The sequence below is a fragment of the Wolbachia endosymbiont of Diaphorina citri genome, from assembly GCF_013096535.2.
In the GTDB taxonomy this organism is placed as follows: Bacteria; Pseudomonadota; Alphaproteobacteria; order Rickettsiales; family Anaplasmataceae; genus Wolbachia.
Genome location: NZ_CP051265.2, coordinates 756,312 through 772,864, shown reverse-complemented (window position 1 = coordinate 772,864; position 16,553 = coordinate 756,312). Strand labels below are relative to the sequence as shown.

Annotated in this window: 15 protein-coding genes and 1 pseudogene; 6 read left to right on the top strand and 10 right to left on the bottom strand. The window is 33.8% G+C overall.

The window, feature by feature from the left end; all coding sequences use genetic code 11:
- Positions 1 to 79 precede the first annotated feature (79 nt).
- On the top strand, positions 80 to 1,312 hold the full coding sequence (locus HGO49_RS03410; protein ID WP_026092673.1) for a hypothetical protein: 1,233 nt from the start codon (positions 80 to 82) through the stop codon (positions 1,310 to 1,312).
- Positions 1,313 to 1,434: 122 nt separating this feature from the next.
- Here the strand turns inward: HGO49_RS03410 and HGO49_RS03405 are convergent, their stop codons facing one another.
- From HGO49_RS03405 to def, 3 genes are all read right to left on the bottom strand, one after another.
- Entirely contained in the window at positions 1,435 to 1,962 is a 528-nt protein-coding gene (locus tag HGO49_RS03405) for a demethoxyubiquinone hydroxylase family protein (protein WP_026092674.1), read from the bottom strand.
- 445 nt (positions 1,963 to 2,407) lie between these two features.
- Complete coding sequence (locus tag HGO49_RS03400) at positions 2,408 to 3,190, bottom strand: uracil-DNA glycosylase (protein WP_017532334.1); 783 nt, start codon at positions 3,188 to 3,190, stop codon at positions 2,408 to 2,410.
- Complete coding sequence (def, locus tag HGO49_RS03395) at positions 3,180 to 3,719, bottom strand: peptide deformylase (protein WP_017532335.1); 540 nt, start codon at positions 3,717 to 3,719, stop codon at positions 3,180 to 3,182. Before def ends, HGO49_RS03400 begins: the two co-directional genes overlap by 11 nt.
- Positions 3,720 to 3,850: 131 nt before the next feature.
- Here def and ftsA point away from each other — a divergent pair, with 131 nt between their 5' ends.
- Complete coding sequence (ftsA, locus tag HGO49_RS03390; protein ID WP_017532336.1) at positions 3,851 to 5,089, top strand: cell division protein FtsA; 1,239 nt, start codon at positions 3,851 to 3,853, stop codon at positions 5,087 to 5,089.
- A 118-nt stretch (positions 5,090 to 5,207) separates the two neighbouring features.
- Positions 5,208 to 5,990, top strand: coding sequence for a type I methionyl aminopeptidase (gene map / locus HGO49_RS03385; RefSeq protein ID WP_017532337.1), 783 nt, complete (start codon positions 5,208 to 5,210; stop codon positions 5,988 to 5,990).
- A gap of 30 nt (positions 5,991 to 6,020) precedes the next feature.
- Here map and HGO49_RS03380 read toward each other — a convergent pair whose 3' ends face one another.
- Positions 6,021 to 7,238 carry an MFS transporter gene (locus HGO49_RS03380; RefSeq protein WP_026092676.1) on the bottom strand — a complete coding sequence of 406 codons (1,218 nt, stop codon included), beginning with the start codon at positions 7,236 to 7,238 and terminating at the stop codon, positions 6,021 to 6,023.
- 197 nt (positions 7,239 to 7,435) lie between these two features.
- On the opposite strand from HGO49_RS03380, the gene rsmH reads away from it, so the two are divergent.
- Entirely contained in the window at positions 7,436 to 8,320 is an 885-nt protein-coding gene (rsmH, locus tag HGO49_RS03375) for a 16S rRNA (cytosine(1402)-N(4))-methyltransferase RsmH (RefSeq protein ID WP_017532339.1), read from the top strand.
- A gap of 829 nt (positions 8,321 to 9,149) precedes the next feature.
- On the opposite strand, the gene HGO49_RS03370 is transcribed toward rsmH, so the two are convergent.
- A complete protein-coding gene (locus HGO49_RS03370) occupies positions 9,150 to 9,449 on the bottom strand; it encodes an ETC complex I subunit (protein ID WP_017532340.1) in 300 nt (99 codons plus the stop codon).
- A gap of 142 nt (positions 9,450 to 9,591) precedes the next feature.
- Here HGO49_RS03370 and HGO49_RS03365 point away from each other — a divergent pair, with 142 nt between their 5' ends.
- Together HGO49_RS03365 and pth are read left to right on the top strand one after the other, a co-directional pair.
- The gene (locus tag HGO49_RS03365; protein WP_017532341.1) at positions 9,592 to 10,203 is read left to right on the top strand and encodes a 50S ribosomal protein L25/general stress protein Ctc; all 612 of its coding nucleotides are present in this window, start codon (positions 9,592 to 9,594) and stop codon (positions 10,201 to 10,203) included.
- Positions 10,203 to 10,766, top strand: a complete 564-nt coding sequence (gene pth, locus HGO49_RS03360) for an aminoacyl-tRNA hydrolase (RefSeq protein ID WP_017532342.1) — start codon at positions 10,203 to 10,205, stop codon at positions 10,764 to 10,766. The genes HGO49_RS03365 and pth overlap by 1 nt, the downstream gene beginning before the upstream one ends.
- 85 nt (positions 10,767 to 10,851) lie before the next feature.
- On the opposite strand, the gene HGO49_RS03355 is transcribed toward pth, so the two are convergent.
- From HGO49_RS03355 to tilS, 5 genes and pseudogenes are all read right to left on the bottom strand, one after another.
- Positions 10,852 to 11,127: a transposase gene (locus HGO49_RS03355; RefSeq protein ID WP_017532343.1), complete on the bottom strand. Its 276-nt coding sequence runs from the start codon at positions 11,125 to 11,127 to the stop codon at positions 10,852 to 10,854.
- A gap of 530 nt (positions 11,128 to 11,657) precedes the next feature.
- Positions 11,658 to 12,430 (bottom strand): annotated as a pseudogene (locus tag HGO49_RS03350) (transposase).
- Between the two features lie 176 nt (positions 12,431 to 12,606).
- Positions 12,607 to 12,846: a hypothetical protein gene (locus tag HGO49_RS03345; RefSeq protein WP_172758386.1), complete on the bottom strand. Its 240-nt coding sequence runs from the start codon at positions 12,844 to 12,846 to the stop codon at positions 12,607 to 12,609.
- A gap of 248 nt (positions 12,847 to 13,094) precedes the next feature.
- Positions 13,095 to 14,924 (bottom strand): ATP-dependent zinc metalloprotease FtsH, encoded by a 1,830-nt coding sequence (gene ftsH / locus HGO49_RS03340; RefSeq protein ID WP_017532345.1) that lies wholly within the window; start codon positions 14,922 to 14,924, stop codon positions 13,095 to 13,097.
- Between the two features lie 217 nt (positions 14,925 to 15,141).
- Entirely contained in the window at positions 15,142 to 16,434 is a 1,293-nt protein-coding gene (gene tilS / locus HGO49_RS03335; protein ID WP_017532346.1) for a tRNA lysidine(34) synthetase TilS, read from the bottom strand.
- Between the last annotated feature and the right edge of the window lie 119 nt (positions 16,435 to 16,553).

The following is a 16,553-nucleotide window of genomic DNA, read 5'->3' as shown; positions in this document are numbered from 1 at the left end:
GAAGAAAAAAAATATTTTTATTGACTTATCTATGTATTGAAGTAATCACTAAAAAGCTTTAGTGATTATGGTATATAATATGCCTGAGCAAGTAGGTAAACAAGGTGAAAGTAATCTTATTTTAGAGGCTGAACAGTTCTCTAACAGGTTCTTCAATAGTCAACAGAGTAGTTCATCAAATCCAAAATTACCGACTATAAGTCGTAAAGATAGGCATATCGATTTAACCAAGAAAAGGTACGCAAAAAACAAAAATGTTACAGAATATCTAAGGAGTTATGAATTTATTAAAAGAGCAGAGGAATTGTCAATAATTTATCTTTTTGAGCGAGACCCATCTTCTACGAAATTGCAAATACCATTGACTACAGATGAACAAATTCTAGTTAAAAAATTTTGTGATGAGATGATAAAGAGTATAACAGAACACGATGAGCAAGAAAGCGTTTTAAAGTACATGGAACGCATAATAGAGGGTTATTTAAATCAAGGAATAAGATTAAACTCATATTACGGTAAGGATAATAAGACTGTAACAAATTTTATATTTGAAAAAATGGAAGAATTAATTAATCGCTTTCATGCAAATCCACACAATTCAACTACAAAAAATATCATACAAAAGATCACTCGTAATTTAGTGTTAAAAGGTGGGGTAGAAAAAGGATTATCTTTTTATAGCGATATTGAAGGCGGGTACTATGACTCTAATTATTTAAATGATCTTAACGAACAATGTAAGAGTAAGAAAAAAATGCTAGAGAGTATAGCATATGAAGGTATTGTGAAAAAAGATAATAAGCAAATTGATGAATATGACCTCGAAGTAGAAGTAGATAATAAATATTTTTACATTCAATATCCACAAGGTAGTATTATTGAAATTGCAAAAATTTTAAATAATGAAAAAGCTAAGGATTTAGAAGTTGGCATATTTCAGATTGAGGAAAGTATAGTAAAAGTTGAAATTACAGAAGATGGAAAAAGAAATTACACAGATATCTTAAAAGGTGGTATTGAAATATTTTTTACTACTAAACTGGGAGAAATTAGTATTTATCTACGGAAGGATGGCAACAAAATGGTAGTAGAAATTGATGAGGAAAGCAAAATAAGGTTTAGCAAATTAGAAAACAAATCAAGCTTTGGAGGGAATTGTCTTATACAGGGGAAAAGTGTTTTGGAAGTTATGGACAAGAGTTTTGAGAATGTTCCTGCGGAGTCAACTCAGACTATTAAGAATGTTCCATCTACTAGTCTTATGCAAACATGTTCGCAGCAACAAGAAACCTCAGGCAAGGAGTTAAATTAATGTATTTTTTAGAACAAGAAATTAATTATAAATATTTATATGCATTAAATTAGAGCAAAGGATATGAGACAACAATTAGCACAAGAACTAAAGGTAAATGTGATTGTCAAAATGGTAATTGATTAAATCAACTTGGATAAGTAAATAGCAGCTTTACAGCTTGTTTTTATGAATGAAGATAAAACGTTGTAGCCAAGTGCACTTTCAGCACAGTGCTGAATTGCAATATCTCTGTGTTCTAGCTCTTCATCGCGAAATTTACTTATAGTTTCTCTTAATTCCCCATCTTCTAAATGTAAGACTTGCTCTTTGTAGTGCTCTCCGATCACTTCTTCAACTGCAGCAGTGCAAGCCATAGCGGCTTTTTTATCCATCATGGCAGTTACAACACCAAGTGACACCCCTAAAGCACGCCAAACTGGCAACAAAACAGTAGGACGAACTCTTTGCTCCTTGATTTTCTCATTAAAATAGTGGAAATGTTTTTTTTCCTGCTCCTCCATTTCAATTATTTTGTCAATTATGGAAGATTTTTTAAGAATAAATTTTTGACCAGAATAAATGCAAATGGCTCCATATTCGCCAGCATGATTTACTCTAATTGCTTGTTCCAAAAAATTCCCTTTCAATTTTTTTATATTGTTTTCCAATGCTTACTCCATTTATTTCTGCATCAGTACTACTATAAACCAACATATTGTAGAGTAAATAAAATTCCATGCGTACATTGCACCAACATTGTGATTACAGGAACTCAAGTAGCTATAGCAACGGCAAGAGTTACTTGACGAACTCCGCCATTCTCCTTAAAATAAGGGTGAAAATATATTATTTATCTTCAGTCTGTGCAGATAAAACGACAAAAAGCTCAATATACTTGATGTTTAATTTTTTGCACTATGTGCACTCTATGTCTTTATAAAACTTTTACCCACATAAGCTAAAATGCGTTTATCAAAGCATTTAACACAATGAAAAACGCCAATTAAAAAATAGGTAGTAGCTGATAGATTTTCTTTTGCCTTTTTCTCTGTTTAGTAAATTTTTCAATATTTAATGCAATTAGCCGGTACTAAGATGATAACGAGTAGTAAGCTAAACATCTGTGTGGTTATTGGTATTATCAAGATATTCCCTAATCTTCTTCAAATCTTCCCAAGCTAAGCGTTTTTGCGCTGGTTGACGAAGTAGATAGGCTGGATGAAATATAGCGGCTGTAGTAATTGAATGAGATAAATATTGGTTAGTATAAGTATGAAATCTGCCACGCAAGTTCGATATAGTCTTTGTGTTATCAAGAAGGCTATAACATGCAATTCCTCCGACAAAAATCAGAATTTGCGGTAAAACAAGAGCAATGTGCTTCTCAACAAATGGTCTGCACATATCAAGTTCTAGATCAGTTGGTTTTCTATTACCTGGTGGACGCCAAAACACCGCGTTGCTTATATACACCTTAGTGCGGTCCAGACTAATTGCACCGAGCATCTTATCGAGCAGTATTCCGCTTGCACCACAAAATGGTATGCCTTTCAGGTCTTCATTTGCTCCTGGTGCTTCACCAATAAGCATGATTTTTGCATTCGGATTACCATCAGAAAAAACAGTATTAGTTGCAGTTTTTTTTATTTCACAACCCTCAAATGACTTAACTGCACTTCTTAGTTCATCTACACTACTACATTGACTTGCAAGCTTCCTTGCTTCAATGATCCAGTCACTTGGGAACATAGTTTGTTGTTCTTTTTTCTGCTCGATGACAGAAGACTGTGCAGCTCTCTCATTTTTCATTTTTTTTTTCTCTTCACTTTCAGTTAGCGTGCAATCAACTCCCACTTCATGATAGAACTTCAACAATTCTAGATCTTCATTGCTCATAGTGCCTCTTAACCTTTTGTGCTTTTTTCATAGCCAAATCATACTTCAACCTAGATAAATGTCTAATGTATAATATACCATTTAAGTGATCCAATTCATGCTGAATACACCTTGCAAGCCAACCACTAGCTTTTAGCGTCTGTTCTTCGTTATTTAAGTTTTTATATTTTACAGTTAAATATTTTGGACGCTTGATTTCATGGCTTTGCTCTGGAATTGAAAGACATCCTTCACTCATAATGACTTGTTCATCAGATAATTCCTTAATTTCAGGGTTAATCATACAAAACTTGCCAACTGAGTCATACCCTGCTAGCTCATCTCCAGCCTTTTCTGGCCGAACGTCCATGACAAAAATTCTCTTCAGCACTCCAACTTGTACTGCAGCAAGACCAAGACCTTCTGCATCGTACATAGTTTCGAACATGTCGTTTACTAATTCTTTAATTTTATCGGTTATATCTGTTACTTCACTGGCGCGTGTAGTTAATCTTTCGTCAGGGGCAATTACAATTGGTAACTTAGACATAAAAATTGTAATTCTGTGTTTTATTTTTCTTTTTGTCTAGGTATATTAAAATGTTGCTACATTTATGATAGAAATATAAATTCATTCAGGGAAGCTACAATTTAAATGGAATCGCATCATAAGGTCAACTAATGTACTCTGTAGTAATAACAAAACCAAAGCAGAATGTTTTTGCTGTTTTAGACGTAGGTACAACAAAAATTATCTGCCTAATCGTTAAGATCAATAGCAATTTTAGCTATAAAATAATAGGAACGGGTTATAAAAGTGCAGAAGGTATAAGTGGCGGATCAATAACTGACGCAAAGCATGCAAGTTACTCTATTTCATCAACTGTAGGTTTAGCTGAACAAGTATCAGAAGAGACTATAGACCAGATATATGTGAATGTAGCCGGATGTGGAATCTCATCTTTTTACGTACATAACGAAATAATTGCAGCTAATCACGAAATTTCAGAACGAGACATAAAACGTGTAGTCTTTCAGACATTTGAGAAATATATCGAAGAAAATGTCATCATTCACAATATACCACTGAAATATCACTTAGATGATATGACTGACATAAAGGAAGTCAGTGGATTATATGGAAAAAGATTATCTGCTGATGTTAATGTTGTCACTGCTTCGCGTCCAGCGCTTACCAATATCGAAAATTGTATAACTAATAATAGTGGGATAAGTATGGCTGGTTGTGTTGCTTCTGCATATTCTGCAGGCCTTGCCTGTCTAAGTAAAGATGAAAAAGAGCTAGGAACTGCTGTTGTTGACATAGGAGGTGGATGCACTGCAATTGGAATTTTTAAGAGAGGAAAACTTGTGTACACAAGCAGCATTCCAATTGGTGGCATTCACATTACCCGAGATATAGCTTATGGACTATGCACAAGTATAGAGCATGCTGAACGCATAAAAATACTATACGGTAGCACTATTGTAACTTCAATAGATGAGAATGAATGTATTGCAGTGCAAAGTAATGAAAGCGATGAACCAACTCAAGTGTTTAAGTCTGAACTTGTTAACATCATAAGACCAAGGATTGAGGAAATACTTGAGCTGATAAGAGAACAATTTCAAGAACAGAAAGATCCAATTAATAAAGTAGTGATCACAGGTGGAACCAGTCAACTCACAAGCATGAAAGAAATTGCAAGCTATATATTCAATAAACAAGTCCGTATCGGATGCCCTGAATCTTGTAGCGGTCTTGATGGCGAATACGACAAAAATCCTGTATTTTCTGCTGCTTTAGGCTCTATAAAGCTAATAGTTGATACCTTTTATAGAAATAATTCTGGAATGCTTGGTCACGATGGTAAAATAAGTAAGTTATACCATTGGGTTAAATCAAAAGTCACAGTCTAGATTTTTGTCTTTATCTCTTGATATACAAATGGCTTGATCTAGGAGCTTATTTTTATAGTATTATTACACTGATGTATCCGTAAGAGAAGCAGAAAATTACAATAAAAACATAAGAAACATGAACATAACTATACATTCACAAGAAGATTTTGACTTTATGCGTAAAGCTGGCAGGTTTGCAGCTGAAACCCTTGATTTCATTGCACCATACGTCAAGGTAGGTGTAACAACTAATGAGTTAAATGATCTATGTCATAAATTTATAACCGATGCAGGTGCAAGTCCAGCACCACTGAACTATAAGGGATATCCAAAATCAATTTGCACTTCAAAAAATGCTGTTGTATGTCATGGTATTCCTGATGATAAACCTCTTAAAGATGGAGATATTTTAAATATTGACGTTACAGTGATTTTAAATGGCTGGTATGGTGACACAAGTCGCATGTTTTGGGCTGGTAGACCCTCAATAAAAGCAAAGCGTTTGTGTGATGCAACTTATGGTGCACTGATGGAAGCAATAAAGCAAGTTAAGCCCGGTAATAAATTAAATGCAATAGGTTTTGCCATAGAAAAATATATTAGAGATTTTGGATATTCTATCGTACGCAATTATTGTGGACATGGCATAGGAAAGGTTTTTCATGCTCCACCAAATGTTGTACATTTTTATGATGAAGGTGAGGATCTTATCTTAAAAGAAGGCATGTTTTTTACGGTAGAACCAATGATCAATGCTGGAAAACATGAAACTCTGCTCAGCAAGCTAGATGGCTGGACAGTGACAACACGTGATCTTTCACTTTCTGCACAGTTTGAGCATACGCTTGGAGTCACAAAAGATGGAGTTGAAATATTTACACTATCACCTAAAAACTGGCATTTTCCACCTTATGATTAGATTTTTTAAACACTTGGTTTTTGAAAAAATCTAACTCTTAACTTGTGATATAGCAACTAACCCAATTAGTGCACAGAAAATCATGTAAAAACTTGCTAAAGTTCCTTGTCCTGTAACTTTGATAATAGTTGTGCATATAAATGGTGCAAGACCACCAAAAAATCCCGAAGCTATATTTCTTGATAAACCAAATCCACTGTATCGTACCTTTATTGGGAATAATTCACATATAAACGCGCTAACAGGACCAAGAGAAGCAGCTATTGGGATTATAAAAAGAACGTGCGCCATTATGGTGAGCAAATTATTACCACTTAGTATCATTGAAAAAACTGGATAACTTACTACTATAAAAGTCACAAATGCAAATTTCATGACTCTTTCTCTCCCTACCTTATCAGAAAGTATTGCAAATAGTATAGTCAATCCTCCAAGTGCAACCTGATTCAATATTTCTACTGCGTGATTAAAGTGAGTGTGAGTGTTTATTGTTGATGCAAGTAGATTAAAAAACACTAAATATATGTAAAGAGATGCATTCTCAACTATGTCAATTCCAATTGATATTAGAAAAGGTTTTTTATAGCCATTTAACAGTTCTTTTAACGGTAATTCATGTGGCTTTTCCTGCTTTTTATATTCTGGGCTTTCATCGAGTATATATCTCATATATATACTAATTAATCCTATTACAAAACTGAAAATAAAAGGCAATCTCCATCCCCAAGATTCAAAATCGGATACTTTTTTGCATATAAGCACCACTATAAGACTTAATATTGAGCCAAGAATTGCGCTCAATACTTCAATACTGCCAAAGAATCCTCTTTTATTTTTAGGAGCATGCTCTATTAAAAATGGGGCATTTCCTGCCTCTCCTCCAAGAGATATACCCTGCAATAATCTTAAACATACCACCAGTATTGATGCGAGTACCCCAATGTTCTGATAGCCTGGAACAAATGCAATAAGTACGGTTGATAGAGTCATCAATATGATAGAGAGAAATAGAGCAATCCTTCTTCCATATTTATCTCCAATGTGGCCAAATATAGCAGCACCAATTGGTCTTATTAAGAAACCCACTGCAAACACTCCAAAAGCTTTAAGTATGCTGACTAATTTGTCGTCTGATGGAAAAAACACATCTCCGATTATGCTTATTAGATGGCTGAAAAGCATGTGATCATACCACAACAAAGTGTTACAAATTAAACTTGATAGTATTACTTTTGTTATTTGTTGCACAAAATCTTCCGTAATTTGTTTGATATTATAGTAATATTACTTACTTTTTCAAACGTGAATTATGTAAATGTTATATTAATAATATTATCTTATTAAATTTTTATATCGTTGATTATATTTAAATATCCTTATACTATATCTATATATTTCCATATATTTTTTGGCGAGTTTAATTTAAGTGCACAAAGTCTCTTGATATGACACATACTCCAGTTTTGTTAAAAGAGATGCTATTTCAATTAGCACCACACAGTGGTGGTATATATGTGGATGCCACGTTTGGAGCTGGAGGATATAGCAAAGCAATATTGGAATCCGCTGATTGCAAAGTGTATGCAATTGATAGGGATGAAACAGTTACCAAATTTTATGATGATCTGAACGTTAAATACCCTGATAGAATAAATCTATTTATTGAGAAATTTAGTAATATTAAAAATTTATTAGATAGTAATAATATTAAAGGCATCAATGGAATAGTTTTCGACGTTGGAGTTTCATCTATGCAGCTTGATAATGGAGATAGAGGATTCTCATTTCTACGTGATGGTCTACTTAACATGAGCATGGATAACTATTCTCATGTTAATGCTTCGACGTTTGTTAACGCTTTACGTGAAGAAGAGATTGCAAACACTATATATAATTACGGGGGTGAGCGTCATTCTCGTAAAATCGCAAGAGCGATAGTAAATGCGCGGAAGAAGAAAATTATCAAAACTACATTTGAACTTGCAGATATTGTACGTTCTGTAGTGTTTCGTGGGAAAAGCAAGATTGACCCTGCAACTAGAACATTTCAGGCGATCAGAATATGGGTAAACGATGAGCTAGGAGAGCTTGAAAAGGGTATTAAAGCTGCATCTGAGATTTTAAGTGAAAACGGCAAATTAATTGTAGTTACCTTTCATTCTCTAGAAGATCGTATAGTTAAAACCCTTTTTAAAGATTTGTGTGAACCAGGGCCTACCAAGACATTCTCCCTTTTAAACAAAAAAGTGATGAAAGCAAGTGCGGAAGAGATAAATGCAAATCCGCGTGCGCGTTCAGCAAAATTAAGAGCTATACAGAGGTTGTCATGAGAACCTTCTGTATTATTTCAATAACTATGTTTTTATTATAGGGTTATTTAAGGTAAAATTACATGTCCACTCACTAAATAAATAGCTAACACAAATAAAACGTGAAATTAATTTAGTGCAAAGCAACATAAAAGTTCTTCAAGCAGAATGAAGTTATTTGAGTAATCCAAAAGGGGCTTGTAAAGCTTATGGAGAAATATATAAAAAATAACTCTTTGATACTAGCTAGCCAGGTTCAACTCTCTAAATAGCCGCAGTGCGTTAGCACAATTTAAAACCTAGAGTAACAATTAGAACCTATCTTGAAAGGGAAACTTGAAATATTAACGTAAAAAATTGCTTCCATATATTTTAAATCTGATTATAATTACAGTTAGAGATATTTTAAGAGCTCAAAATCTATCTTTGTCTGCAGACTTTTCAGTCAAATTTTTAATCAAAAAGCGTAGCGTATCTTCTTCAGAGCATGTAAGTGTGCTTAATTTCTGTCATATGTGCGCTGCACTTTTTTCTAATCTTTTTTACACAGGAGGATTTTATGTCCAGAATTCCAGATACTTGACCTTTACTTTAGCTAAAAACCAATAGGCGCCTATGGCTAATTAAAATAAAAATTTTTCTAATATATAGAAGAATTACAAAATCACTGTTACTGAAAACGGGGCAAGAAAGCTGCTAATGTCAAAGAATTTTAGGTAAACATTGTTTGCTTGACGTATGAGCGTGCTCTCCTTACTTCAAGAACTCTTTAATATATGCTTAACCACTTAAGTCCTTTCAAGATATGTTCTTAAATTTAGGCTTTTAGATAAACACACTACGATAAAACTTACTTTGATACGAAATTATTCGCATAAGATTTTGGCAGTCTTTTAACATCTTTTGGCATTTCAATTGTGTACTTTGTGTTGTGTTTCTTTGCGTAAGATACTGCTTTTTCAAGAGAATCAAACTTTAGTACAATCTGTTTTTTGGGGTCTTTTGAACCAATCCATCCCATCAAAGGTTCAATGTAGTAAGAACAAGTCTCAATTTTTAGGTACCAGAATTTTGTATTACCTAGACCAGATTGTGTTGCAGTTTTTGTTGGCTTATAAATCTTAAAAACTAATTTATCGTCAGTACTCATAGCTCTTACTAAGTGATCTTAAGTATATATCTAAATAAATTTTTTCACAAAAAATTACTGTGAAAGAATGAAGTTTGAAATAAATATTTTTATGTTATATTATTAAATTATATAAAAAGGATTAGCTGAATAGGAGTAATCGATGGCACAGCAAGAAATGGTAACAATTAATGCAGAATTACGTGACGTAAAAAAAAAGAAAGCAATTCAAGCTCTGAGGGAAAAAGGAAGTATACCTGCAGTTATATATGGTAAAGGGCATGATAACGTAAATTTGACATTGTCTGCAAAGGAATTTACTAAACAATATAAATCAGGTGCTCTTTCTGCACATTTAATAGAACTAGATATTTCAGGGAAAAAAGAATATGCTCTTGTTCGTGATATTCAATGGCATGTAGTAAAGGATACTGTGCAACATGTTGATTTTCAGTTTGTTGATAAAGGTAGTGAAATTAAAATAGATATACCTTTATCATTCATCAATGAAAGTAAATCACCAGGAATCAAATTAGGTGGAGTGCTTAATGTTTTGTGTCGTTCTATTACTGTCAAATGCTCTCCTGAGAAAATACCTCAAGTCATAGAAATTGATTTGTCTGGCAAAATGATTGGTCAGTCTGTACATATCAATGATGTAAAATTGCCAGAAGGTGTTAAATTTGTAGCTCATGAGGAAGAAAATTTTACCATTGTGACAATTTCTGCTGCTGATAGTGATGTTGAAGAGTCTCAAACAAAAACAGAGGAGTAGTGCATTTAATAGCTGGGCTTGGTAATCCTGGTAGTAAATATGAATTAACTCACCATAATATTGGCTTCATAGTTATTGACGCAATTTGCAAGTATTGGAATTTTCAGTCATTTTCTAAGAAAGCTGATTACTTGATAACCTCAGGCATAATTAACAATAATAAAGTTATGCTAATAAAGCCTTCTTCATTTATGAATAATTCAGGTATTCCTATTGCAAAAATAAAAAATTTTTACAAATTATCGCTAGACAATATTGTTGTCATACATGATGATGCTGACTTAAAATTTGGAAGAATAAAAGTAAAAAAAGGTGGTAGCTCTGCTGGACACAATGGACTTAAGTCTATAGATAGCTTTATTGGTAACGATTATTGGCGTTTAAGATTTGGAGTAGGCAGGCCCGAAGGTCAGAAAAGCTTAGCAGATTATGTATTATCAAAATTTGAAAATTTTGATAATGTTATCCTCTTAGTGGAAAAAATAGCAAAAAATATACACCTAATGCTACAAGGAGATATCGCAGCTTTTATCAACTCGGTTGAGAGTGAAACTTTAGTATAGCAAACGAATACTGCCCAATACAAGCATCTATAGCTAACTGAAGTAAGATTTGCCCGAGCACTGAAAGACAAAATCAATAGCCGAATTAATATTGGCTTGGCAGCACTTTTCTTATGACATGCTTAATGGCAAACCAGAACTTCTCAATCGGATTTAAATCTGGCGAGTATGGAGGCAAGAACAAAATTTTACACCCAATATTTGCTATCAAATTTTTCGTCCTTGCAGATTTATGAAAGCTTGCTTTATCGAGAACAATAGTCTGTTCAGGTTTTAATATAGGAACAAGTATATTTTCTACATAAGCATCAAAAATCTCGCTGTTGCAGTAGCCTTCAGGAAGCTTTAACTTTTCCTTCATTTAGTGCTCCAATTATTCTTACCCTCTTTCTTTTAAACCCTGGACAAATAACCTCTTACCTTTTTGAGATCACCCATATTCATAAAATCTGTTATCTTCTACTCCAGACTCATCTATGAATATCAAGTTTTCTTTTTCTATTCCTTCTATTTTTTTATGAACTCCTTGGGTTTCTCTTCATTCCTTTCCTGATAAAGAAAAGTTTTTTTTATATGTATAGCTTACTTTTTTAAGATAATTGTAGACTGTATCTTTGCACATGTTGCCAAATTTTTCAATTATTTTTTCAACCGTAATATCTCGGTTTTCATTCAGAAATTTGACAAAGCTATCTCAGTCTTTAATTTTATGACTATGTCCCTTTTGATAGTCTGAAGACGGTTTTATACTTCCTCTTTCTTCTCTTCTTTTCCTCCACTAGTATATAGTTTTCTATCAATTTTTAACATCTTGCTTACTTCTTCCACAAGACCTACTGGGAAACAGTATGGAACTAAATTCAGCGTGAGTTAGGTCAATAGCAGGATCAATTAAAACTTGTGTTTGAGATTTACCAGATCAGCAATTATGTTAAATCTCATGTTGTATTTCTTCTGAAAATTGCGATAGGTATGTGACATGATTTTAAAAACCTTAATTTCATGAATTTTATGCTCCACTCTCATTCTAAATGATGTCAGCTTTCGATTGTGCTCTTTTTGATCATCGGCAGCGATTTTTTTCGATACCTTTTATATGGAATTACAACGTTACTCTGCAATTTTTGCCACCCCTGACACCCAGAATCAACATACTTGATATTCTCTTTTGACAACATTTTTTCCTGTTTTCGTATCTTAAAATCATGAATTCGACCTCTGTGTGACTTTGACACTGATAGAATTTGCCCATCTTCTTTTATAACAATTTCTGTTTTTATTGTATTTACTCTTTTCTTTCCGGAATAAGACAATTTTCTTTTCTTCCTATCTTTTGATCGTTGTATTGGTTGTTCTGTAACATCTGCTAATATTTTCAAAATTCTTTCTGGCGTCATAGTTCTATCCTTTTTTATTGAGACTTTCTTAGCCAAAAGTGGTTCCATTTTCTTGAGTAATCGGTAGGTGCTTGAGTTATGAAAGTTGAATAGTTAGCTCAAGAATCGGTGCGTTATGTAAGTTCGATAATATAGAATTATACAGAGTATTTTGTCTTCCAATACAGGCAGTCTTGACGTTCTTCCATGGCATTTCTTCTGTTCTTGAACTTTTTCCCACTCTGGGCGCATTTTTTCTACAACCTTTTCGAATTCTTCTATTGTCATTTTTTCTCGTCTACCACTTTTAAAACTCGTTCCCTCAGGTCCTCACTATATGGCTTTGGCATCATTCTACCTTCATTAAAGCAGTATTATACCTTTTTACCCCACCCTTTGAGAAAATCTTACTTCGGTTAGCTATAGACTAAACAACAAGTCGCTATTAAAATTTGAAAAGACAATTAAGGATGTTGGAGGAAGATCAAAGCGAAATTCAAAGGTTGTGTTGGAGGTAAAAGAGAAGTACCACTTAGTTCAAAAATAGGACAATTAATTGGTGTAGTTTCATCCATAATTGTAGGTGCTTTCATTTGTATAATGGTTGGTATGGTCATTGCTGGTTTATGTATTGAGATGTGTATAATCACCACTTCAGAACCGCTTCTTCTCATCATGGGTGCTACTGCTGTTATAGGAGCCATTGTAGCAAGAACTGCTCCTTTATTAAAGCTAATAGAGATGTTTAAAGGTCAAGCTTTCTCCTAGTAGCGGTCTGGAAAGCTCTAATACTGAACATACTTATTTAAATAGGCAAAGAGTTATTTAGAAAAAAATTGGAGAAATGTTCAAGGAAGTTCATTGGTAAAATGCAGAGGTTTAATTATAGCTTTGTAGTTTAGATTCTGGTTAAAGATTTTTATTTTAGCAGTTAAATCAAAGTCAGATCTAATTAGAGAGAGGATCTTCTTATCTCTTCTTTACCTTCATTTTCATTTCTAACAATTTTTTTTCCACTTAATATGTCTTTTATTTCATCTCCTGTTAAAGTTTCAAACTCCAGTAGATTTTCAGCAATGAGCTCCAAGTCTTTCCTACGCTTGGTTAAAATGTCTTTTGCTTTTTCATAGCAAGAAAATACGACTTTCTTTACTTCCTCATCTATAAGTCTTAACGTATCTTCAGAAATTGTCTCAGAATCATGTGTGATTTGTTCGCGATTATGATAGATCGGACCTATTTTGTCGCTCATTCCCCATTTTGTCACCATAGCACGTGATAAATCTGATGCTAGTTTTATATCTGAAGATGCGCCGCTTGTGACTTTATCATAGCCAAAAATTAGCTCTTCTGCCACACGTCCACCCATTGCAACAGTTATATCTGCTAGCATCTTTTCTCTTGTGAGGGACACTCTATCTGTTTCTGGTAGTCTCATAACTAAACCAAGTGCTCTACCACGTGGAATAATTGTTGCTTTGTGTATAGGATCAGAAGCAGGCATATTAACTGCAACTACTGCATGACCAGCTTCATGGTAAGCAGTAAGCTTTTTTTCTTCTTCTGTAATGACTAAGGACCTTCTTTCCATGCCCATCATCACTTTATCACGTGCATACTCAAAATCATCCATGGTAACAATTTTCTTATTTCTTCTTGCAGCAATAAGCGCAGACTCATTCACTAAATTTGCTAGATCAGCCCCTGAAAAACCTGGCGTTCCCCTCGCAACTGTTTTTACGTTTACATCTGGTGCTATCGATATTTTCTTTATATGCGTATTTAATATTCTCTCACGCCCATTTATATCAGGTAAAGAAATAGTAATCTGTCGGTCAAAACGACCAGGTCTAAGTAGTGCTGGATCTAGGACGTCTGGACGGTTAGTTGCAGCAACTATTATCACACCTTCATTAGACTCGAAACCATCCATCTCAACCAGTAACTGGTTTAATGTTTGTTCCCTTTCGTCGTTACCGCCACCAAGACCGATGCCGCGATGCCTACCCACCGCATCTATTTCGTCTATGAAAATTATACAAGGAGCATTTTTCTTGCCTTGATCAAACATATCCCGGACACGGCTTGCACCAACACCGACAAACATTTCAACGAAATCAGATCCAGAAATACTAAAAAACGGTACATTAGCTTCACCTGCAATTGCACGAGCAAGTAGAGTTTTACCAGTTCCAGGGGAACCAATTAAAAGACATCCTTTTGGTATCTTCCCACCTAACACTTGAAATTTTTGCCTTTGTTTAAGAAAATCAACAATTTCAACCAACTCTTCTTTTGCTTCATCAATCCCAGCAACATCATCAAATGTCACTTTTTTTCCAGTAGTCATAAGCCTAGCTTTTGATTTGCCAAAGCTTATAGTTCTATTACCTCCTGCTTGCGTTTGTTTAAAAAGGAAAAGCAATAAACCGATAAAGATAAGCGTCGGAACCCATTGAATAAGTAATCCACCAATTATACCTATTGCAGAATCTCCAATTGAAAAGGAGAACTTCACTTTCCTATCATGCAAACTTTTTATTAAGTCACTATATATAACACCACTTGAGTTAAAGGCTGACCCATCCCTAAACTTTCCTTCGATGCTTTGGTTTCTTATTGTAACATTTTCTATATCATTATCTTCTAGTCTAGTTAAAAATTCTGAAAAAGGTATGGTTGTTTTACTCTTACCTATACTTCCGCTAAATTGAATATAAGCAACTGAAATAAGAATAATAATCACTAACCAGATCAATAAGCCTTCTAAAAATTTTTTCATTTACATTTCTAACTAAACACTAATCAAGCTTACCAAATTTTGTTTTATCGTGCTATTAATAATCATCGAACCTTATCATCACAGTATTTTTCCGTTATAATTTACATCAGGATAAGCAATCACCTTTCCATTTTTTTCACTGTTGGAAAAGAGTAGTAAACTTTAGAAAAATAATTACAAATTTAAAAAATCTTGTCCCACTCATTCTAACCCTTAATTAAATATTAGTTAACTTTAGCAAATTTTCCTTTATTATACTAGCGATAAAATATTTAATCTCGCCATCACTAGTGCTCTTACTATTATGTTTCATACATGGATAAGCAAACATCTTTCCATCTTTTAGGACTACAGGTAAAGAGTAAAAAACTTCAGGGCAGCAGTTGTAATCTTTTAGAAATTCAGGAATTTTTTGTGTTTTCTTTAGCGGAGCAATAGTTACTGAACACTTCTGATTGCTAAGTATTGTACAGCCAAATCTATTGTCCCATGTAATGGGTTCGCACATAGGCAAATTTACAGTAATTTCTTGTATCTTTGACGATTCTCTAATTATTAAGATATTTTCTCCATATTTTCTTATTTTGCACCCAGAAAGTGTACAGTTAACATTACTACCCTTTTGCAATATTTTATTAAATATTACGACAAGGCTGTTGTACCTTGGTTTATAATGTTTGCTGGCAATTGCCATTATAGAGTAAAGAAGAAGCCTCAAGGCTATTTCCTCTGGCAATTGATAAAATTCACTTAGTTTAATTTCAATATAACCAAAATCATGAACATTAACACAATCATCAAATGCAAGGCGTGTGTAGTGCATCAACGCTTTTGCAGCTCTTTTCATATGAAGGGCTGTGAGGCATATTCGCTCTGTTAGAACATCTTGATTATCACTTGCTTTAAGCAAGTTACGGTATAGAGTTCGCCTGTATTTTAAGTCATAATTGCTTCTATCTTCGATCCATCTTAACTGATGAAGCTTAGCATACCTTTCTATTTCACTACGACTAAAATTTAACAACGGCCTAAATATATAAACACCATTTAAGAAAGATTTGTAATCCATTGATGATAATCCATCTACTCCACTACCCCGCTCTAATCTCAACAAGAACGTTTCTGCTTGATCATTTTTGTGGTGAGCAACAAATAAATATTTAACATTATTATTTTTACACCATTTTGTTAATAAGTTATACCGTGCTTTTCGTGCCTGCAACTGAATATTGCCTTTAATATTTTGCTTCTCCCAATTTAATATGAACGATTCCTTTGCTCCAAGTTCTTTTGCATAACTTATAACAAAATCAGCTTCTTTTTGAGACTCTGAACGTAACCCATGATTTACTGTTAATGCTATAGGAAGTGAAAGCTTGTTTTTTTTTGCCCAGTTAGTCATTAAATGCAGTAAGACTATACTATCTACACCACCTGATACTGCAACTGCGATTTGGTTATGGAAAGCAAAACTATTAGCTATATTTTGAAATAATAACTCTAATTTCATTATGTTTCTTGATGGCCAGATAGTCTCTACGTCATACAGCGACTTATTTGTGGTATATATAGATCCTGCTAACAAGCAGCGGAATTGCTCTCTTTTGTCATCCCAGTGCTTGACACTGG